The following is a 20784-nucleotide window of genomic DNA, read 5'->3' on the forward strand; positions in this document are numbered from 1 at the left end:
TCAGCTACAATCAAAGCCAGTATATCGTTCAGCGATGCGCGCGATTGAGGCGTGGCGCGGCTGACACCACAGATTCCGCGAGCGCCCATGAAAACTCTGACGTCACCGCCTTTTGCTCCCGTTCGGATTGCCATGCTGAGCGCAGTGTTGCTGGGGGCACTGAGTGTCGGCGTATCGGCCCGGGCCGACGAGTTTTCGGATGTCAGCCAACTGCTTCGCGCAGGCAAACCGGGCGAAGCGCTTGCCAAAGCCGATCAGTTCCTCGCAACGAAACCCCGCGATCCGCAAATGCGCTTTCTCCGCGGCGTGATTCTGACCGAATCGGGCCGCGCCAGCGACGCGATTGCCGTCTTCCTGAAGTTGACGGAGGACTTCCCTGAGTTACCTGAACCCTACAACAATCTTGCCGTGCTCTATGCGGGCCAAAGCCAGTTCGACAAGGCGCGTGCCGCGCTGGAAATGGCCATTCGCACCAACCCGAGCTACGCGACCGCCCACGAAAACCTGGGCGACGTTTATGCAAAACTGGCCAGCCAAGCCTACAGCAAAGCGTTGCAGCTGGATGGTTCCAATGCCGCCGTTGCTCCCAAACTTGCGCTGATCCGGGATTTGTTTGCCCCTGGCAGCAAGGCGCAACGCCCGGCGGCATCCGCACCGGCCACCGCGCCTAGGCCCGCGACATCCGTCGCTGCAGCGCCGGCGGTTACGCCGCCTGTTCGTCCCGCGTCTCAACCGGTGGCGGTGCCTGCACCGGGCCCCGTCGCCGCACCACCCGCTGCGCCGGCACCCGCGCCCGCTGCTGGGGGTGCCGACAAAGAGATTGAAGCGGCCGTCAGGGCCTGGGCAGCAGCATGGTCGGCAAAGGATATGAGCGCCTACCTGGCGGCGTATGGGAAAGATTTCGAACCGGCCAACAAGCAGGCCCGCAAGGCCTGGGAAGAGGACCGGCGCTCCCGCATTGTTGGTAAGTCCAGGATATCCGTGACCGTGAGCGACCTGGCTGTTTCCGTTAATGGCGACAAGGCAACGGCGCGTTTCCGGCAAGCCTACTCGGCCGATAACCTGAATGTCACCAGTCGAAAAACACTGGAATTGGCCAAGCAGGCCAACCGCTGGGTTATCGTCCGCGAGTCCACCGGTTCGTAACAATGGGACCGCTGGCCGCCCGCAATCCCGCTTCCCGGGCTACACCTCAGCAACGCCATAGCGCGCCGTGAGGCTCTACGTTCTGATCGTGCCGGCCCTGGTGGCTGGTGCCGGCGCAATGTGGGCTGCGGGTTCAGAGGCTCAGGTCGTCCGAACGGAAAGATCTGTCGGCTCTCAATCAACATCCAAGCCACGTGAATCGGTCCGGCAGAAGGGGCGCAAAGAAGCGCCCCGCTCCGGACGAGCCAGCGGCGCGCGCAAGACGGCCGCCGCAGGCGCTGCTGCCGGAGCCATTGCCGCGGCGCGTTCCAATGTGATCTCAGCCAAATCCACTGAAGACGGTGCTGCCGAGGCGCGACTTATTGAGGTCTATCGACTGGTCGGACAAGGTCGTGGCGAGAGCGCTTTGCGCAAAGCGGAAGAATTGGTGCGCGATCATCCTAACTTCCAACTCGCTCAACTGGTGTATGGCGACTTGCTGAGCAGCCGTACGCGATCGCTCGGACGTTTTGGGGATGTCCCTGACGCTCTCGCTTTCCGCGGAGCCACGACTTTGGTGGACCTGCGTGAGGAGTCCCAATTGCGGCTCCGTGCCCTGCGCGAACGCCCCCCAATCGGTAGTGTTCCCGCCCAGTTTCTGCAGTTGTCCGCCCGCGTGAAACACGCCATCGCAGTCGACACGTCCCGGTCGCGTCTTTATCTCCTTGAGAACAACTCTTCGGGAACCCGGCTCATTGCCGATTACTATATCTCGGTAGGGAAGCTGGGTATCGAAAAGCAGGTCGAAGGCGATCAACGGACACCGCTGGGCGTCTACTTCATTACCAGCAATCTTGACCCAGCTTCGTTACGGGACTTCTACGGATCCGGCGCTTTGCCCATCAACTACCCCAATCCGCTCGACATCAGTCGCGGCAAGACGGGAAGTGGCATCTGGTTGCATGGTTCTCCGCCAAACCAGTTCGCTCGCGCGCCCCGCGCGTCGGATGGCTGTGTTGTGCTAGCGAATCCCGATCTGGAGCGCCTCCTTCGCACGGTGGAAATCCGGACAACCCCGGTAGTCATCGCACAATCCCTTCGATGGGTGTTGCCAAACGTCATCCAAGCGGACCGAAAGCCCTTTGAAGACCAGTTCGAAGCATGGCGTCGGGCAAAATCGTCGGGCGATCTGACACGAACTCTTGCACACTATCACGCGAACTTTTCCAGCAATGGTCGCTCGCTGCGGGAATGGACGCCATTACTCAAGCAAGAGCTTTCCCGGGCGGGAGGTCAATCGGTCAACGTCAAAGACCTTTCCATCATCCGATGGACCGATCACGCCGATGTGATGGTTGTGACGTTCGGTGAAGTGCTGTCCGGGGCTCGCACCGGAGCCGTAAAGCGGCAATACTGGATTCGCGAGGGCAGCAATTGGAAAGTTTTTTTTGAAGGAGTCATCGGATGAGAGCGAGAAGCCTGTTTCCTGCACGCCGGACGGCCGTACTGCTGACCTTGGCCGCGAGCCTTGCGGCAAGTCCGGCCATTGCTCAGGACGCCCCGAAGGTCAGACTGGTTACTTCCATGGGGGACATTGTGGTCGAGGTGTACCCCGACAAAGCGCCCAAGACCGTCGAAAACTTCCTTCAATATGTGCGGGACAAGCACTACGACGGTACTGTTTTTCACCGGGTCATCGAGAACTTCATGATTCAGGGGGGCGGATTTGACGGGAAGTATGTGCAGAAACCAACCCGACCGCCGGTGACTCACGAAGGCCGGGAGGCCCTGGGCAAAGGGCTGAAGAACGCCGTTGGCACGCTGGCCATGGCCCGGACAAATGATCCAAACTCGGCGTCTTCCCAGTTTTTCATCAATGTCAAGGACAATGCGTTCCTGGACCCGACACTGATCCCCCCCGGCGATCCGGTTGCGCGCTTCGAGTTCCGCGGCCGGGTATACGAGAACATCCCTCGCGCGAGTTTGCTTGGAGCGGCCGAACTTTACGGCTACACCGTTTTCGGCAAAGTCGTCAGCGGAATGGATGTAGTCAACAAAATCAAGTCGACCCCGACCGGACCAGGGGGCCCCTTCCCGACCGACGTGCCGAAGACACCGGTGATTATCCAATCCGCGACCATCGTGAAATAGGAACTGACCATGACAAACCCCCGCGTTGAGCTGCACATCACCAGTTTTGGTGTCATCACACTCGAACTGGACGCGCAGCGCGCACCGAAATCGGCTGCCAACTTCCTTGCCTATGTCGCAAAAGGCCACTACGACAACACCATCTTCCATCGGGTGATTCCGGGTTTTATGATCCAGGGTGGTGGGTTCGAGCCGGGCATGAGCCAAAAAGCCACCGATGCGGCGATAGAAAACGAAGCGAACAACGGGCTGCTCAATGATCGCTACACCGTTGCCATGGCGCGCACCAATGTGCCTCACTCCGCAACGGCACAGTTTTTCATCAACGTGAAGGACAACGCGTTCCTGAACCACACGGCCCCGACCGCCCAAGGCTGGGGCTATGCAGTATTCGGTCGGGTTGTCGCTGGCTCCGATGTGGTCGACCGGATCGAAGCCGTTGCGACGGGTCGCAAAGGGTTCCATGATGATGTACCGAAGGCAGACGTGGTGATAGGCAAAGCCGTGGCCCTCTGACCTGCGACCTGTGGCCGTGTCCGACCTGGACCAAGCCAATTTTTCGCAGCTGGTCGCCATGAACAGCTGGCGGCGGGTTGAGTTCATATCCGATCTTCACCTGGACGAGCCGGAATCCCCCACTTTCCAACTTTGGCGGGATTACATGGCCTCTACGGCGGCGGACGCGGTGTTCATTCTCGGTGACCTTTTCGAAGTGTGGATCGGCGACGACTCGATGGACATGCCAGGGGTCGGCCGGGCCGCTTCTTCCGTTCTTGCCAGCGTGAGGCCCGGTACGTCCGTCTATTTCATGGCGGGCAACCGGGATTTCCTTGTCGGCGAGGTCTTTCTCCGCTCCTGCGGAGTCATTCGACTGCAGGATCCAACGTGCCTGCACTTTGCAGGATGCCGATATCTGCTGACGCACGGCGACCAGCTGTGTGTGGACGATCGGGCCTACCAGGAATTCCGGCGAGCCGTCCGAACGCCGAAATGGATCGATAGTTTTCTTGAAAAGCCCCTGTCGGAGCGGCATTCCATCGCGCGAAGCCTGCGGCATGCAAGTGAGGAACGTCGCCAGAGAGGCACGGTGGAGGCTCTGGCCGATGTCGACGATAGGGAGGCCAGCAGCTGGTTAAGTCACGCCGACGCGAACGTCCTTATCCACGGCCATACTCATCGCCCCGACGATCATGATTTGCCGCAAGGTCGGCGCCGTGTTGTGTTGTCGGACTGGGACGGTTCGGCCAAACCCGCTCGTGCCGAGGTGCTGGGCCTCGACCAAAACGGCCTGACGCGGCAGAGCGTGCCGTGAAGGCCTCCTGGCTACGGCGCCTGTTCAGCGCCCCAATTCCTGCCCTTCAGCAGCGCTCGACCATTCCCGACAGGCTGTGGACCACGCAGCTTGCCGCCTTGCCTTTCATCGCGGCCCGCGACCCGTCGATTCACGAACGACTGCGTACCTTGTGCGAGCGTTTCCTGGCATCCAAGGAATTTCACGGAGCCCAAGGTTTGGCGGTTTCGGACGAAATGGCGCTGTCTGTCGCAATGCAGGCCTGCCTGCCCTTGTCCACCATGCCGACGGGCTCCTCGGCTCACTCTTTGCTGGCCTGGTACGACGATTTTGTCGGCATCGTCCTTCAGCCTGGTGAAGTGGTGGCCCCACGCAACATTACCGACGACAGCGGGGTCGTTCATGAATGGCAGGAAGTCATTGCCGGCGAAGCGATGGAACTCGGGCCGGTGATGCTCAACTGGAACGACGTTGCTCAGGCGGGAGAATCGGCGGCCGACGGCTACAACGTAGTGGTTCACGAATTCCTGCACAAAATGGATCTCCGCGACGGCGTCGCAGACGGGTGTCCGCCCCTCCCATCCGGGTTTTGTGGCGCGGGCTCCTACCGCCAGGCGCGCCAATGCTGGGCGGCTGTCTTCGAGCCCGCCTACCAGCGATTCCGCGAAAGGGTGATCCGCGCCGAGCGCTTTGGCAGCCCCGCGCCATGGCTGGATGCCTACGGCGCAGAATCGCCAGACGAATTTTTTGCCGTGACCGGCGAAGCATATTTCGTCAACCGTCGCCGTTTCGACGAGGAATTCCCCGAACTTGCGCAGCTGTACGACGCTTTTTTTGCTGCAACCGTATCACCGCCTGATCAGCGCTGAAACCGCGTACCCGCCACCTTGAGCCCCCAGAAAAGCTCCACCAGTGCCGGGTTGTTGACCAAGGGCTCGCCCCCGAGAATCAACCAATAACCAGTCCCATCTACCCAGAACGGCATGAACGAAACACTGGGCAACAGAAACTCGGCGTCCCGATGGAACGAGACAAATCCCGTCGCCGCGCCGTCCCACCCGCGCCGCGCCTGTCGAGTCGAAAAGTCCCCGAAATCGGCCGCAGCTGCGCTGAGCGCATCGGCCTCGTCCTGCTCGATCCCTGCACGCCCCAGGCAGAACCCCTCCCCGGAGGCCAGTACCGCGCGCCGCTCGCCTGAGAGCGCCGCAATGACGTGCTGCAAAAAATCATCGAGATTAGCGTCCGGACCTTGCATTGGCCGGCCCAGCGACTGAATCCAGCCTTTGGCGAGCGCCTCCGAGTGCAACTGCGCCGCCAAGGGCGAAGCCCGAGTCCAGTCTGACAAATCCAGCGCACGATCACCGGTCAACAAGGACTGCAAACAGGTTTGCTCGGGGGTTGGCTCGGACTGGGAAAACGCATGCAATCCACCCGCCGGCGTCAGCATGAACCATAGTGCGGTGTTGGTATCCATTACGAGTCCTCGATAGGCGAATGAAGTGTGCCGGCTGACCGCTGGCAACAAGCTGAGCTAAGTCAAGATTTTTCACCGAACGAGGCCTTTTCGAGCCGCGCCAGAAACGGCTCCAACGGCTCGACCGGCAAACCCAGACGGTGTGCGCGGCCGAGTGGGTCCTCATCGTCCAGCACACGAAAGTTCACCACCGACGCCAGCGCGCTGCTTGAGCAAAGGCGCTCGATGACAGCCATCGGAGTATTGGATGCGACCCAGCGGTCCGTTGCGTCAACAATCACGACATTGTTGACGGTCAGCCGCATTTCGACAGCGGACGCCCCCGAAAGCGCCTGCAGCAGCGCACCCAGAAAGCGGGGGCGCTCCTGAGCCGCCGTCCGTTCCAGACGCTGACGGATCGCGTCGAGTCCGACTTCCCGGTCCGTCGGCAGGGACTGAGGCGGCTGCATACCCTGGTCAACAACCGGGACTGCAGGCATGGCCGAAAGGCGGACGGATGCCAGAACCGGCTTGCCCAGGCTTTCCGGTTGTCGTGATGGTGGCGCCGAAACCGGCTGAGCCACCGGCATGGCAGCCGCCTTGCGGGCAAGCCCCTCCAAAGCGGCTCGCAGTTCTTCGGATCGGATCGGCTTGTTCAGTACCGCGATCATTGCGTTCTGCGCCAAGGGGCTCTCCGGCCCATTCCAGCTGGTATCAAATGCAGGGGCCAACAGGACGGTTGGCCGTCCATTGAGATACGACGCCACGTCCCGGTCGCCCGCCTCCAAGTTTCGCTGGAGTCCGGCCCCAGCGAGGTCAAGCACATACACGTCGGCCTGCGCCAAAACGACACCGCGGGTGAATGACACGGGCTCGCCGCGCCATCCCTTCATGTTGCGAGAAATGTAGAAACGGAGAGCCGCTTCCTCCCGGGCAGGTAGCGCCACCAGGCCGACCAACATTGCCGAACTACCCAGCCTGTTCGAGTTGGCCGCTGACCACTTCCCATTCGGGCGGGAGTACCGCGCCCGATTTCAGCAAGGCCCGGCGGGCAAGCATGAAGGCCAGGTTGTCATGGCAGGTCACGCAATGGTGCAGAAAGGCCTGTACGGCGACTTCGTCGCCACGATCCATTGCCGCGATGGCATTTGTCGCCAGCGCACGCGAGTCATCCACGCTGCAACGGCGGGCCCGAGTGGAAATGTCCGCAGACGGCCGAGCCAGCACACTCCAGCGTGTTGCAAGCGCATTGATCTGCGGCAAAGGCTCCGCCTTGGCCTGCGCGTCGAACCAGCGAGCCACATGACCCGCCAGCCGCCCGCTGGCCAACTGCAAGGCGCTGTGTTTGAGGGCATGCTCGCGCGCGCCAAATTGGGTAAACAGATCGGCCAAAGCGCCTTGAACCGGTTCGGAGCCGCCCATTTCCAGCGCAGCATGAAGTCGGGAAAGATGCGCTCCCACATCTCGGGGATCACGTTTGATCCGCCGGGCCTGCACGCGGAATGCGCGCCGTGCCAGCATGGGGTCGGAATGGGCGGGATTCACAGGCATCGTCCTCAATCGAGCAAGGTGTCCATCAAATCGATCATGAACTCCGCATCCTCCTGCTCCATTGATTCAAAACCTGCGGGCAAACCCAACGCATCGAGGATCTCAGCATCGCCCGCAGTCGCGCCAATGCCCAACAGTGCCGCCTTGATTCGAGGCAATTCGCCAGCAATCCGAGGATGCGCAAGAACAACATGGGAGATGTCACGTATCCGCGATTCGACCAGAACCTGCAGTTGCGAGCGCGTCATCCGTGAAAGCGAGGCAAATGCATCGGCCAGGAAGAACGCCGCCTGAACTTCACCTTTGATCGCCATCCGGGCCGCGGCCTGGTAACTGTCGACCGCCACCCATTCCAGCAGCGATTCAGTCAGATCGGCCGGCTCAAGCAAGCGCAGACCAATGAGCTTCACGTCCTTGTTGTCGGTCATCGCAATTCGATGCCCGGGGCGAAGGTCTTCGACCCTGCCAAGACCGGATTCGGCACCGGTAGCGATCACCATTTCGTCGAACCGCTCAGCCGGCCGCGCGAACGGGATGAAGCCTCGCGCACGGACCATGTCGGCGGCATCGAAGGGATTGGCGTAAATGACATCGGCCTGGTCGGCGGCAAGCACCGCAGCCTGTTCGGACGCACCGGACGGCGTCATCAGATGCAAGTGGATGCCCGAGCGGCGCTGCAACGCGGTGTTCAGCATGTGCCAGCCGGCAAAACGTTCTGGCGCGAAATCAGGAGCGATAAGGAAATTGAGCGTCATGATGGCGACTTCTCCTGCTCAAGCCATTGGCGGTACACCGGGATCAGTTCATTGATGCGTGTTCGTGACGGCTTGCGGCGCACCGATGTGTATCCGACGATCTGACCGTTGCGAATATTGGGCACCGCCGTGGCATACACCCAATAGTAAGAGCCGTCTTTGCGAAGGTTTTTCACGTATCCGTGCCACTTCTTGCCGGCCGCGACGTCATCCCACAGGCCCTTGAAAGCGACAGCGGGCATGTCCGGGTGGCGCAGGATATGGTGCGGCGCGCCGATCAGCTCGTCTCGCTGCCAGCCGCTCATTTCAACAAAAGCATCGTTGGCGTGCGTGATGACACCCGCCAGATCGGTTCTGGAGACAATCAGGCGACCTTCCGGGAAGGGCACCTCCACGTCCGTCGTGAATACCGTCCGCGACGTACCGTCGCTATAGTTCAACCGGGCCTCGACCGCGTCGGGTCCGGGCCGCGTCATGTCGGGTATCGCCATGTCCCGCCTCCTCAGATCATCTGGGACAGCGCCTGCGCTGCCCGCTTGATGTCCAGAAAGATGAGTCCCAGCTTGGCATTCGGTTTGGCCAGCACGGTCAGCACCGCTTCGGGACCTGCCGCGCTCATGATCACATAACCGCGCTCACCCTGAATCAAAACCCGCTCCAGAGAACCCCGCGCCAGTTCTTTGGCGGTACGCTCCCCCAGCGACAGCAAGGCCGCCGACATCGCGCCGATCCGGTCTTCGTCCATGCCCTGAGGCAGGGCCGAGGCAATCATGAGGCCGTCGGTCGAAATCAGCGCCGACGCTTCAATGTCGGCAGTCGAGCCGTTGAGTTCTTCCAGCGACTGCTGGAACATGTCGGTGCGCATGGTCTTCCCCTCTTTTCGAAGATTTGTTACGAACCTGCCGATTTGACAGGACTGCGACAGCCTCAACCTTGACACGGATCAGCATTGACAGCAATCAATTTACTGCCCGCAACAGGGGCTTCGACGGGCCCGGACAACACCCGCTTCCAAACCGAATACTTTCCCATGACATCGTTTCCCGCGTGCAGAAGAACGGGCCCCGAGGGGCCCGTATACCTTCACAAGAAATCCAGAGTACGCCTTACCGGCGCAGCAAGACCTTGAGTACGTTCTGCAATCGGCGGCCGTCACGCGGGTCATGGGCCGCACGCAGGACAGTGGCCACATCCTGGGCCCAGGTTTGCGCGGGCGCAGGCTCATTGCGTCGGGTCAGCAGCTGCAACTGATAAGCGCGTCGGGCTTCGAGTTGTTCGGCCGGTGTGGGTACTTCGGCAGCCATTTCCAGGCGCATCAATGGCTCTGCCGTACTGCCGGTCGGCACTTGCGCCAATGCCTGCCCCCAACTGTTCCGCACGCCCGGCGGAACCGCCTTCCCCAGCTCCTGCACGGAAGGCAACTGATCGGCATTGCGCGACTGCCAGGCATCCAGCAATTGGGTCAAGGCCTCGCCGTGCGCTTGCGCGGCGAGCTTGCGCAGCGTGGACTCCGCATGTTCCAGTGCCTCACGCTGCGCCCGGAACGCGGTGTCACCAAGACGTGGACCGCGATCTTCCCGCGGAGCCCGGTCGGTGAATCGACCGCCATCGCGGGCCGGACGGTCACCAAAACGCGCGGTCGCCCGATCGTCGCGACGGGGTTCGAACCTGTTGTCGCCTGGACGGCCAGGACCGCGAGGGCCGTCCTTTCGGTCACCGAATTTGCCACCCCGACCTGCGGCGGCTGGCTCAGCCTTCTTCATGCCGGGACGGTCATCCCCGCGCATCGCCACAACCCGTTTGGGTACTGGCGTCGGCGTCGCGGGAGAAGAAGCCTCGCCATTCACCACCTGTTCAGGTCTATCGACCGCTACGTCATCGATAGCATAAGACGACTCTTTTGCAGTGGGTACGGGCTGTTTTTCATCCGAATTTGCCGGTGCGACGCCTGCCCGCTCTACCTGCGCGGCTGCCAGCGCCTGTCCGCGAAGCGCGGCGTCCAGCGCAGCCATTGCTGCACGAATTTTCTGCGCATCACCGCCAGAATTGGCGGCCTCCAGCGCTTTGGCCGCGTCGAGCACGATACGGTCCCGTTCGCTCAAGGCGGCGGCCGCCTTGTCACGTTCGGCGTTCTTGCGGCTGAAAGCCTCGTCCAGCGGTTTGCGGAAGGCATCCCAAAGGCGCTGCTCGTGTTTGCGATCGAGCGCAACGGACTGCGCCTCGTGTTGCCAACGCTGCTGCAAGCCTTTGACCGCATCGATGCGCAGGATGGGCGATGCGCCCAGTGCCACAGCTTCGGCGATCAGGGCCTGGCGCCGCGCCACACTGTCCTTCTGGGCCGTCTCCAGGGGCAAGGCGGCCGCATGGATTGCGTCCTTCCACTGCGCCTGCAACTCTGCAAACGCTTTTTCACCCAGGTGTCCGGATTCGCGCCAGCGTTCGGAGAACTGATGTATCGCCCGCATCTGCGCCTTCCAGTCGGTGCTGGACTGATGGTCAGCCGTCCATGCGCGGACTTCCGCAATGAGGGCCAGTCGGCGGGCGCGGGTCTCGGCCGACTCGGCCTTGAGCTTGTCCAGCCAGATGTCGACAAAATGGTGCGCACGGTTGCAGGCTTCGTCAAATCGTCGCCACAGCGCATGGTTGGGCGTGCCGCCCTGGTCGGTGGCCTTCCATTGCTCGCGCAACTGGCGAATCGCCTCCTGCAGTTTGCGCCCCCCCAAAGCGGGGACCCCTTCGCCAGCCGCCGGGACCGCAGCCGTCTGTTCGACCGTGCCTGTGTCCTGCGCCTCCTGAGCGGCCACAGTAGCCGGAGCCGCCTGGGTGGGCGCGTTGCGAACCAGTGCCTCCGCCTTGTTCACCAGCTCTTCGCGGATCTGGTCCGCACGCCAGCGCTGCCAGCCTTCCAGTTCCCCGGCCTGAGCCAAAGCGGCATGCACTCGGGCTTCGAGGGCAGAATCGATCAGTCGGCCCTGCGTCTTGACCGCATTGCGCAACTCCGCCGCGGCACCCGCACTGGCACGGGCATGTCCCTGTGCCAGCTCAGCCTCCACCCGGGCCAGGGCCGCACCGACCAGCCGCGCCGCCTGCTCACGCGCCGCAGCCCTTTCCGCCACATCCACAGCCGAACGCACGGCCGCAGTTCGGCCATCATCGGCCGGCGCGCGCCCGGCGGCAATTTCTTCCGACCAGACCGGCACTGAGGGCAGCGGCGCCTGCGGATCCTCGGCCGCAGCCGCCGCCTGGGTCAGCGCCGCATCAAACGCCTCCCAGACCACCAGCAGTTGCGCTCGCGCACCGTCGATCTGGTTGTGAAAGCGTACATCCACATTGACCCAGTCAGGATGCGCCGCCAACTGGCTGGCCTGGTCCTGCCAGTGGCGGACGTCCGTGCCCAAACCCGACTGGGTTCCTTGCGCATCCCGCCAGCTCTTGGTTGACAACAACTCGATACGCTGGGCCAGCAGCACGGCAGCCTCACGCTGCACCATGACCTGATGCTGCAGGTCCTCGACCGCCTTGACCCGTTCTGCCAGACGCGCCTTCATCGATGCCAGGGGTTCCCGAGAAAGCGGTGCGCCCGCTTTCGCCGCGTCGCGCTGCCAGGCCATCGCATCGGCAATGTTCAGCCGCGCGCCGTCCAGCAGGAGTTGCCCTTTGGCGGCCCATTCGGCCGCCACCGCCTCCTGTCCCTTGGCCCGCTTGATGTCATCCAGCCGTTCGCGCAACGCCCGGGCAGCACCTTTGTCCTTGACGCTCAGTTCACGAAAAACTTCCTGCATCAGGTCAAGGCTCGGATCGGTGGCCAGCCATTCCCGGACGCGGGCGCCCCGTTCACCGGAGGTTGCCGCCGTAAAGGCGCCGCCCGTGAGGGCGTCGAGCTGATTCAGATCATGTTTGCGGGGCAAAGCGTTCGTCACGGGGAAACCTGATGCGAGGAATGGGATGGACAAGAGCCTGGATGGGCCAAACGGATATTGTCGCCGGGAAACGGGCCTGCGCGAGAACGATCCATGCGGCCGGGCTTGGTATCAGCCCCGCGTCGGAACACGGTGAACCTAGGGAAAACACCCGGAAAAATGTTGCGAATCCTCATTGAATTGATTATTCAACATAACCAGAATAGCGCCATTGAGGAGTTTCCATGACCGGTGCCAAAGACCTAGACCTGCAGATCCGTGACGATGTCGCGGTCGTCCGCCTGACCCGCCCGCACAAACGCAACGCGCTCAGCGACGGACTGATATTCGCTTTGCGCGACACCTTCCAGAATTTGCCGGGCACGGTGCGCGCGGCTGTCCTCGACGGCGAGGGAGAGCATTTCTGCGCCGGCCTGGATCTGTCGGAATTGAAGGAACGCGACGCTGGACAGGGCCTGCACCACTCGCGTTCGTGGCATGTCGCCCTGGAGGCACTGCAGTACGGCCCGGTTCCCGTAGTGGCAGCGCTACACGGTGCCGTGGTCGGTGGCGGCCTCGAACTGGCCAGCGCCTGCCACGTGCGGGTGGCGGACAGCACGACGTTTTATGCATTGCCCGAGGGTTCGCGCGGCATCTTCGTCGGCGGCGGCGGCTCGGTGCGCATTCCCCGCCTGATCGGTGTGCCGCGCATGATGGACATGATGCTGACCGGCCGCGTCTATAACGCCGCAGACGGCGAGCGCCTGGGCTTCGCCCAATATCTGGTCGACGAAGGCACCGCCTTCGACAAAGCGCTGGAACTGGCGCGCCGCATCGCCGAAAACGCCCCGTTGACCAACTACTCGCTGATGCACGCCCTGCCGCGTATTGCGGAGCAGCCCGCCGACCACGGCTTCCTGACCGAAGGCCTGATGTCTGCGATTGCCCAGGCTGCGCCCGAAGCGAAGGAACGGGTTCGTGCCTTCCTTGAGGGACGTGCGGCGAAGGTCAGCCGCGGTTAAGCCGACGGCACCGACTGCACCGCGAACAGACCATTCCCATTGAGGTATCCATGAACGCCCCATCACCGCGATTTCGGCCCTTGAAGTTCGGCGTGACGCAAGTCAGCCTGTCGGGTGACAAAGGCGCCGTGCAGTACCTGCGAGCCCAGCAGCCACTGCAGTCATGGTCGCCCCGCATGGCCGATCGCCTCTTGCATTGGGCCTCTGAAGCACCGGACCGAAGCTTCCTCGCCCAGCGCGTCAGAAGCGCCGATGGCACGCGTGGTGACTGGCGCCACGTTACCTTTGCCCAGGCACTGGATGCCGCACGGCGCATCGCACAGGCGCTGCTGGACCGCGGTCTTTCGGCCGCGCGCCCGGTGGTGATCCTGAGCGAAAACGACATCGAGCACGCCTTGCTCACGCTCGGATGCCTGCTTGCCGGTGTGCCCTGGTGCCCGGCATCCCCGGCGTACTCCACCATCAGCCAGGACTACGGCAAGCTGCGCCATGTTCTGGATACCCTGACCCCGGGCCTGGTTTTCGCCAGCGATCCGCACCGCTACGGACGCGCCATCCTCGCGACCGTCGGCGAAGACGTTGAGGTCGTCACCACGGAGTCCAGCGTTCCCGGTCGTGACACCACCAGCTTCGCCCGTTTGCTGGCCACCGAGCCCACGCCGGCCGTGGACGCCGCGATGGCCGCCACCGGGCCGGACACGATCGTGAAGTTCCTGTTCACGTCGGGCTCCACCAAGCTGCCCAAGGCGGTCATCAACACCCAGCGCATGTGGTGCGCCAACCAGCAGCAGATGCGCCAGTCCATGCCGGTGCTGACCGAAGAGCCGCCGGTGCTGATCGACTGGCTGCCCTGGAACCACACCTTCGGCGGCAACCACAACTTCGGCCTGACCCTCTACAACGGCGGCACGCTGTACATCGACGAAGGCAAACCCACGCCGGCGCTGATCGGCGAGACGCTGCGCAACCTGCGCGAGATCGCGCCCACGCTGTACTTCAACGTGCCCACCGGCTTCGAGGCGATTGCCGGCGCGATGAAGACCGACGACGCGCTGCGCCGGAACTTCCTGTCGCGGGTCAAGATGTTCTTCTATGCGGGTGCGGCGCTGGCCCAGCCGGTGTGGGACAGCCTGTACGAGAGCGAAGAGCGCGAAATCGGCGAGCGCATCGTCATGACGTCCGGGCTGGGCATGACCGAATCCAGCCCCTACGGCCTGTTCGTCACCAGCCCCAACGTCAAGGCCGGCGACCTGGGCGTGCCCACGCCCGGTCTGGAGCTCAAGCTGGTGCCGGTCGACGGCAAGCTGGAGATCCGCTACCGCGGCCCCAACATCACGCCCGGCTACTGGCGCTCGCCCGAAGCCACGGCCGAGGCTTTCGACAACGAGGGCTTCTTCTGCACCGGCGACGCGGTGAAATGGATCGACGAGAACGACCCGCACCAGGGCCTGCGCTTTGACGGCCGTATTGCCGAGGACTTCAAGCTGGCCACCGGCACCTTCGTCAGCGTGGGGCCGCTGCGGGCGCGGATCATCGGTGCGGGCGCGCCGTACATCCAGGACGCGGTGCTCACCGGGCTGAACCTCAAGGAAGTGGGCGCCATGATTTTCCCCACCGCCGCCGTGCGCACGCTCAGCGGACTGGGCCCGGACGCCAGCATGGACGAGGTGCTGGCCAGCGAACCGGTGCTGGCGCATTTCCAGAACGTGGTTGACGACCTGGCCATTCTGGCCACCGGCAGCGCCAACCGCATTGCGCGCCTGATCGTGCTGGCGACACCGCCTTCGATCGACCTGGGCGAGATCACCGACAAAGGCTCGATCAACCAGCGTGCGGTTCTGAAACACCGCGACGCGCTGGTCACGGCGCTGCACAACGACACCGCCCCGAACATTCTCAAACCCCGCGTCCGCCAGGGCGCCTGAAAGGAACACGGCCATGGCCACCAAGGGATTTTTCAACGCCTTCGACGACGTCTGGATGCTGGACGGCGTGCGCACGCCAATGGTTGACTACTGCGGCGCGCTGGGCCACATCTCGCCCACCGATCTGGGCATCAAGGCTGCGCGCGAAGCGCTCCAGCGCGCGGGCGTGCCGGCCAGCGACATCGGCTCGGTGGTCACCGGCAACATGGCGCCGGGCGACTTCGACCAGTTTTTTCTGTCCCGCCACGTGAGCCTGTACGCCGGCGTGCCGCTGGAAGTGCCTTCGATCAACGTGCAGCGCATCTGCGGCACCGGCTTCGAGCTGTTCCGCCAGGCGGGTGAACACGTGCAGGGTGGCCAGGCCGAGGCCGCACTGGTCGTCGGCACCGAAAGCATGACGCGCAACCCGATCGCCGCCTTCGACCACCGCACCGGCTTCAAGCTGGGCGCGCCGGTGGGCTTCAAGGACTACATGTGGGAAGCGCTGAAGGACCCGACGGCCGGCATCAACATGATCCAGACCGCCGAGAACCTGGCAAAGAAGTACGGCATCACCCGCGAAGAGGTGGACCAGTTCGCCAGCGACTCGTTTGCCAAGGCGGTGGCGGCGCAGCAGGCGGGCTTTCATGCCGGCGAGATCGTGCCGGTGGTCACCGAGAAGTTCGAACTCGACGGCTACAAGCCGCGCGGCATCAAGCTGCAGGGCAAGCTGACCGAGGTGGCGCAGGACACCCATGCCCGCATCTCGCCGGTCGAGGTGCTGGCCAGGCTCAAACCCGTTTACGAAGGCGGTGTGCAGACCGGTGGCAACAGCTCGGCGCTGGTGGATGCGGCGGCGGCGGCGGTGGTGGCCTCGGGCGCCTACGCGAAGGCGCGAGGCAAGAAGCCGCTGGCGCGCCTGGTGGCAGCGGCGGCGGTGGGCGTGCCGCCCGAGATCATGGGCATCGGCCCGGCGCCGGCGATCCGCCTGGTGCTGGAGCGCGCCGGCCTCACGCTGGACCAGATCGGCCGTTTCGAAATCAACGAAGCCCAGGGCGCGCAGACCCTGGCGGTGGGCCGCGAACTCGGCCTGGACCTGGCCAGGCTGAACGTCAACGGCGGCGCCATTGCGCTGGGCCATCCGCTGGCCTGCACCGGCGTGCGCCTGACGATCACGCTGGCGCGCGAGATGAAGCGTGCCAACGTGCGCTGGGGCGTCTCCTCGGCCTGCATCGGCGGCGGTCAGGGCATCGCCCTGCTGCTGGAGAACCCGGACGCGGCCTGACGAGGCCTGGCGGCGGCGGATTTTGAATAAAAAGTGCCGTTACCCAGCTTCAAATGGTCATAGTTTGCTATTAATTCATGAGTTAACCGGAGTCATGCGATGAACATTCAAGGACAGGCCGCCCTGGTCACCGGCGGCGGATCGGGCCTCGGCGAGGCCACCGCGCGCGAACTGGCCCGCCTGGGCGCCAAGGTCGCGGTGCTCGACATCAACCTGGCCAACGCCCAGAAGGTGGCCGCGGAGATCGGCGGCGTGGCGTTTGCCTGTGACATCACCGACAGCGCCAGCCTGCAGGCCGCGATCGATGGCGCAGCCGCCGCCCACGGCGCGGCGCGCATCCTGGCCCACATCGCCGGCATCGGCGCGGCCAAGCGCGTGATCGCCAAGGACGGCAGCGCCGCCCCGCTGGAAGACTTTGCCCGCATCATCAACGTCAACCTGATCGGCACCTACAACGCGGCCCGCCTCTTCGCCGCCGCCTGCGCCAAGCTGGAGCCACAGGAAGACGGCGAGCGCGGTGTGATGGTGTTCACCGCCAGCGTCGCCGCCTTTGACGGCCAGGTGGGCCAGCAGGCCTACAGCGCCTCCAAGGCGGGTGTGGCCGGCATGACGCTGCCGATGGCGCGTGATCTGGCCCAGCACGGCATCCGGGTCTGCACCATCGCGCCGGGCCTGTTCGCCACGCCGCTGATGCGCACCCTGCCCGAGCCGGTGCAGGCTTCGCTGGCGGCCAGCATCCCGTTCCCGCCGCGCCTGGGCAAGCCCGAAGAATTCGCGGCCCTGGCGGCGCACATCGTCACCAACACCCACCTGAACGGTGAAGTGATCCGCCTGGACGGCGCGCTGCGCATGGCGCCACGCTGAACGCTGGAACGTCATCCATGACCAAAACCACCGTCTACGACATCAAGGTGCAGTTCGGCGACTGCGACCCGGCCGGCATCGTGTTCTTCCCCAACTTCTCGAAGTGGATGGACGCGGCCTCGCTGCATTTCTTCATGGAGTGCGGCGTGCCGCCCTGGCGCGAGCTGAAAAAAACCACCGGCATCATCGGCACGCCGCTGCTGGAGATTCATACCAAGTTCATGCGACCGGCCACCTACGGCGAGACGCTGCACGTGCACACCAGCATCGAATCCTGGGCCGCCAAGACCTTCGTGCAGAAGCACGTGGTGATGCGCGGCGACACGGTGCTGTGCGAAGGCCGCGAAACACGCGCTTTTGTGGTGCATCCCGAAGGCGAACCGGACCGCATCAAGGCGATTCCGGTGCCCGAGGACATCAAGGCCCTGTGCAGTTGAACTTCCTTCCGTTTTCCCACCCCGCACCTTCCCTTCAACAGGAGACACTCATGAGCACCCGTCGTCAATTCATTCAGGCCAGCGCCGCCAGCACCTTGCTCGGCAGCCTGGGTTTGCACCCCGCCTTTGCCCAGGGCCTGGATCAAGTCAAGATCGTCAACGGCTTCCCTGCCGGTGGAACGGCGGACACCACCAGTCGCCGGGTCGGCGAGCGACTGGCCGGCACCCAGTACACAAAGAACGCGGCCGTGGTCGAGAACAAGACCGGCGCCGGCGGCCGCATCGCAGTGGAAACGGTCAAGAATGCCGCGCCGGACGGCGCCACCCTGCTTCTGACCCCCTACTCGATGATGGCGGTCTACCCCCACATCTACCGCACGCTCAGCTACGACCCGTTCAAGGACTTCGTTCCGGTCGTCATGGGCTCGATGCTGACCCACGGTCTGGCGGTCGGACCGCTGGTTCCAGCCTCGGTAAAAACCGTCAAGGAGTACCTGGCCTGGGCCAAGGCAAACCCCAAAGATGCCAGCTACGGCTCGCCGGCCGCTGGCTCCACGCCCCACTTCCTGGGCGCGCTCATGGGCTTGAACAACAACGTTGACCTCAAGCACGTGCCCTACCGGGGCTCGGTACCTGGCGTCGCCGACCTGATCGGCGGCACCCTGGCCAGCATGGTCACCCCACACGGCGATTTCCTGGCCAACCACAAGGCCGGCAAGATTCGTATCCTGGCCACCTCCGGCAAGGCCCGCTCTCCTTTTGTGCCGGAAATCCCGACTTTCGCCGAGCAGGGATTCCCCGAACTGACCGTGGAAGAGTGGTTCGGCTTCTTCGCGCCGGCCAAGACTCCGGCTGGCGTGATCACCAATGCCAATGCCGCCATCAACGCTGCGCTCAAGGAAAAGTCCGTGATCGACAGCCTCGCCGTTTCGGGCCTCGTGCCGATCGGCGGTACTGCGGACGCCATGGCCAAGGACCTGAAAGCCCAATACGACGCCTGGGGTCCGATCGTCAAACGCATCGGCTTCACGGCCGAATCCTGATCGGCCTTTCTGCGGAGACAGCGCATGTACGACGAACCCGGCAGGACACCCCCGGGTTTTCCGCGCGATCCGTGACGTACTGCGTCGTCCCGTAGCCTGGTGCCCGCATCGCCACGGTGGACGCGCGGGGGCGCGACCACGTGGCACCCTGCAGCCAGTTCCGGAAAATCTCGCTGATTACCCATTTCTTTTCGCTGCCGTGAACCACTACCAGCCCCGAACCGACGACATGTTTTTCATCCTGCAGCAGGTGCTGCAGGCTCCAGCCCAGTTGCAGGAGTTGCCCGACTTCGGCCCTGCAGGGACCGCGGTCGACACCGAACTGATGCGCCAGGTCCTCGACGAAGCGGGCAAGTTCGTCGGTGACGTGGTCGCTCCGCTGAACCGCGCCGGAGATCAGGTCGGCGCCCGATGGCAAGACGGCGTCGTCACGATGCCGCCCGGCTTTCGGGATGCCTATCAGGCCTTCTGGCAGGGTGGCTGGCCGGCGCTGTCCGCCGCCAGCGAAGACGGCGGACAGGGTTTGCCTGCCGTGCTGGAAGCGATGCTGTACGAAATGCTCTCCGCCGCCAACCATGGCTGGACGATGGCACCAGGGCTGCTGCACGGGGCGTACGAGTGCATACGGCACCACGCCAGCGACGAACTCAAGGCACGGTACCTGTCCAAGATCGCCACCGGTGAATGGCTCGCGACGATGTGCCTGACCGAACCCCACGCCGGCTCGGACCTCGGACTGTGCCGGTCCCGGGCGGTGCCGCAGGCCGATGGGAGCTACCGACTGTCAGGCACCAAGATCTTCATCTCCGGTGGCGAACACGACTTGACGGACAACATCATCCATCTGGTCCTGGCCAGACTCCCCGACGCCCCGCCGGGACCCAAAGGGCTATCCCTGTTTCTCGTGCCGAAGTTCTGCCCCGACGGATCGCGCAGCGCCGTGGTCTGCGAACGGATCGAAGAAAAAATGGGTCTGCACGGCAGCCCGACCTGCGTGATGCGCTTCGATGAGGCATCGGCCCGGATCGTCGGCGAGCCGGGCAAAGGCCTGAACGCGATGTTTGTCATGATGAATGCGGCCCGACTGCACGTGGGGCTGCAAGGCATCGGCCTGCTGGAGGCGGCCTGGCAGAAGGCCGATGCCTATGCCCAAGAGCGCCGCCAGATGCGCGCGCCCGGTGCCCGCAGGGCCGCCGATCCGTCGCACGGGGCCAGCGTCCCCGCGGACGCCCGCGCAGCAGCGAGCGCCGGCGCACCCCTGACGCCCAGCCCGATTGCCGAACACCCCGCGATACGGCGCATCCTGGACACGCAGCGCGCCTGGATCGACGCCGGGCGGGTAGTCGCCTACCGCACCGCGCTGGAGCTGGACATCGCCCATCGTCACCCGGACGCAAAGCGCCGCGCTGCGGCCAGCCGATGGTGTGCGCTGGTCACCCCCGTGCTCAAAGCGGCCTGGACGGATCAGGCGTTTCAGGGCGCCAGTGCCTGTCTGCAGGTTTTTGGTGGCCACGGCTACGTGAGCGAATGGGGTATCGAGCAGATCGTGCGCGACGCGCGAGTGGCCATGATCTACGAGGGCACCAATGAAATCCAGGCCATCGATCTGCTGCTGCGCAAAACCTTGCCCGACGGCGGCGCTGCGATGGCCGATCTGCTGGGTGACCTGGCAGCCGATCTGGCCGGGCGCGGGGGTGCGGCAGCGACCGTAGTAGCCCACCTGGAAGCGTTCTCCCGTTTCCTGCGCGAGCGCTTGTTGCCCCGTGTTGCCGCACCCGACGCGCCGGCCGACCTGCCTTACTGGCTGGCCGACGACTTTTTGCGCGCGGTGGGGCTGTTGCTCCAGGCCTGGGCCTGGGCACGCATCAGCAACGCTCCGGGGTGCGACCCGTATGCCGCCGCGGGAACGGCCTTCTGGCGCTGGATATGGCCCGAATCGTCCATGAGGCTCGCAATGATGGAAGCCACGCTGGCCGCCTGAGCATCAAACAGCAACGGAATTGC

General features: G+C 64.0%; 20 protein-coding genes. 13 read left to right on the forward strand and 7 right to left on the reverse strand.

Features of this window, described 5'->3' with window-relative positions:
• Positions 1-87: 87 nt before the first annotated feature.
• From AC2EBU_RS05470 to AC2EBU_RS05495, 6 genes are all read left to right on the forward strand, one after another.
• A complete protein-coding gene (locus tag AC2EBU_RS05470) occupies positions 88-1146 on the forward strand; it encodes a L,D-transpeptidase Cds6 family protein (protein ID WP_484609349.1) in 1059 nt (352 codons plus the stop codon).
• A 67-nt stretch (positions 1147-1213) separates the two neighbouring features.
• Entirely contained in the window at positions 1214-2593 is a 1380-nt protein-coding gene (locus AC2EBU_RS05475; RefSeq protein WP_484609350.1) for a L,D-transpeptidase family protein, read from the forward strand.
• Entirely contained in the window at positions 2590-3276 is a 687-nt protein-coding gene (locus AC2EBU_RS05480; protein ID WP_484609351.1) for a peptidylprolyl isomerase, read from the forward strand. The genes AC2EBU_RS05475 and AC2EBU_RS05480 overlap by 4 nt, the downstream gene beginning before the upstream one ends.
• A gap of 9 nt (positions 3277-3285) precedes the next feature.
• Entirely contained in the window at positions 3286-3792 is a 507-nt protein-coding gene (locus AC2EBU_RS05485; RefSeq protein ID WP_484609352.1) for a peptidylprolyl isomerase, read from the forward strand.
• A gap of 16 nt (positions 3793-3808) precedes the next feature.
• Positions 3809-4588 (forward strand): UDP-2,3-diacylglucosamine diphosphatase, encoded by a 780-nt coding sequence (locus AC2EBU_RS05490; RefSeq protein WP_484609353.1) that lies wholly within the window; start codon positions 3809-3811, stop codon positions 4586-4588.
• Positions 4585-5436 (forward strand): M90 family metallopeptidase, encoded by an 852-nt coding sequence (locus tag AC2EBU_RS05495; protein WP_484609354.1) that lies wholly within the window; start codon positions 4585-4587, stop codon positions 5434-5436. Before AC2EBU_RS05490 ends, AC2EBU_RS05495 begins: the two co-directional genes overlap by 4 nt.
• Here the strand turns inward: AC2EBU_RS05495 and AC2EBU_RS05500 are convergent.
• From AC2EBU_RS05500 to AC2EBU_RS05530, 7 genes are all read right to left on the reverse strand, one after another.
• Positions 5427-6041 (reverse strand): hypothetical protein, encoded by a 615-nt coding sequence (locus AC2EBU_RS05500; protein WP_484609355.1) that lies wholly within the window; start codon positions 6039-6041, stop codon positions 5427-5429. The genes AC2EBU_RS05495 and AC2EBU_RS05500 overlap by 10 nt on opposite strands.
• A 62-nt stretch (positions 6042-6103) precedes the next feature.
• On the reverse strand, positions 6104-6706 hold the full coding sequence (locus AC2EBU_RS05505) for a hypothetical protein (protein WP_484609356.1): 603 nt from the start codon (positions 6704-6706) through the stop codon (positions 6104-6106).
• A gap of 283 nt (positions 6707-6989) precedes the next feature.
• Positions 6990-7571: a hypothetical protein gene (locus tag AC2EBU_RS05510; RefSeq protein ID WP_484609357.1), complete on the reverse strand. Its 582-nt coding sequence runs from the start codon at positions 7569-7571 to the stop codon at positions 6990-6992.
• A 5-nt stretch (positions 7572-7576) separates the two neighbouring features.
• Entirely contained in the window at positions 7577-8326 is a 750-nt protein-coding gene (locus AC2EBU_RS05515) for a PhnD/SsuA/transferrin family substrate-binding protein (protein WP_484609358.1), read from the reverse strand.
• Positions 8323-8817, reverse strand: a complete 495-nt coding sequence (locus AC2EBU_RS05520; RefSeq protein WP_484609359.1) for a PAS domain-containing protein — start codon at positions 8815-8817, stop codon at positions 8323-8325. Before AC2EBU_RS05520 ends, AC2EBU_RS05515 begins: the two co-directional genes overlap by 4 nt.
• Before the next feature lie 11 nt (positions 8818-8828).
• Positions 8829-9191: a roadblock/LC7 domain-containing protein gene (locus AC2EBU_RS05525; RefSeq protein ID WP_484609360.1), complete on the reverse strand. Its 363-nt coding sequence runs from the start codon at positions 9189-9191 to the stop codon at positions 8829-8831.
• A 241-nt stretch (positions 9192-9432) separates the two neighbouring features.
• Positions 9433-12246 carry a DUF349 domain-containing protein gene (locus AC2EBU_RS05530; RefSeq protein ID WP_484609361.1) on the reverse strand — a complete coding sequence of 938 codons (2814 nt, stop codon included), beginning with the start codon at positions 12244-12246 and terminating at the stop codon, positions 9433-9435.
• A gap of 224 nt (positions 12247-12470) precedes the next feature.
• Between AC2EBU_RS05530 and AC2EBU_RS05535 the strand changes: the two genes are divergently transcribed.
• The 7 genes from AC2EBU_RS05535 (at position 12471) to AC2EBU_RS05565 (ending at position 20761) form a co-directional block, all read left to right on the forward strand.
• Entirely contained in the window at positions 12471-13247 is a 777-nt protein-coding gene (locus tag AC2EBU_RS05535) for a crotonase/enoyl-CoA hydratase family protein (RefSeq protein ID WP_484609362.1), read from the forward strand.
• A 50-nt stretch (positions 13248-13297) separates the two neighbouring features.
• Positions 13298-15172, forward strand: coding sequence for a feruloyl-CoA synthase (locus AC2EBU_RS05540; RefSeq protein ID WP_484609363.1), 1875 nt, complete (start codon positions 13298-13300; stop codon positions 15170-15172).
• 13 nt (positions 15173-15185) lie between these two features.
• Positions 15186-16436 carry a thiolase family protein gene (locus AC2EBU_RS05545; RefSeq protein ID WP_484609364.1) on the forward strand — a complete coding sequence of 417 codons (1251 nt, stop codon included), beginning with the start codon at positions 15186-15188 and terminating at the stop codon, positions 16434-16436.
• Between the two features lie 99 nt (positions 16437-16535).
• The gene (locus tag AC2EBU_RS05550) at positions 16536-17300 is read left to right on the forward strand and encodes an SDR family NAD(P)-dependent oxidoreductase (RefSeq protein ID WP_484609365.1); all 765 of its coding nucleotides are present in this window, start codon (positions 16536-16538) and stop codon (positions 17298-17300) included.
• A 17-nt stretch (positions 17301-17317) separates the two neighbouring features.
• The gene (locus AC2EBU_RS05555) at positions 17318-17737 is read left to right on the forward strand and encodes an acyl-CoA thioesterase (protein ID WP_484609366.1); all 420 of its coding nucleotides are present in this window, start codon (positions 17318-17320) and stop codon (positions 17735-17737) included.
• Positions 17738-17787: 50 nt separating this feature from the next.
• Positions 17788-18780: a Bug family tripartite tricarboxylate transporter substrate binding protein gene (locus AC2EBU_RS05560; RefSeq protein WP_484609367.1), complete on the forward strand. Its 993-nt coding sequence runs from the start codon at positions 17788-17790 to the stop codon at positions 18778-18780.
• A gap of 229 nt (positions 18781-19009) precedes the next feature.
• Complete coding sequence (locus AC2EBU_RS05565; RefSeq protein WP_484610125.1) at positions 19010-20761, forward strand: acyl-CoA dehydrogenase family protein; 1752 nt, start codon at positions 19010-19012, stop codon at positions 20759-20761.
• Positions 20762-20784 lie beyond the last annotated feature (23 nt).

This window comes from Curvibacter sp. T50 (genome assembly GCF_057219955.1).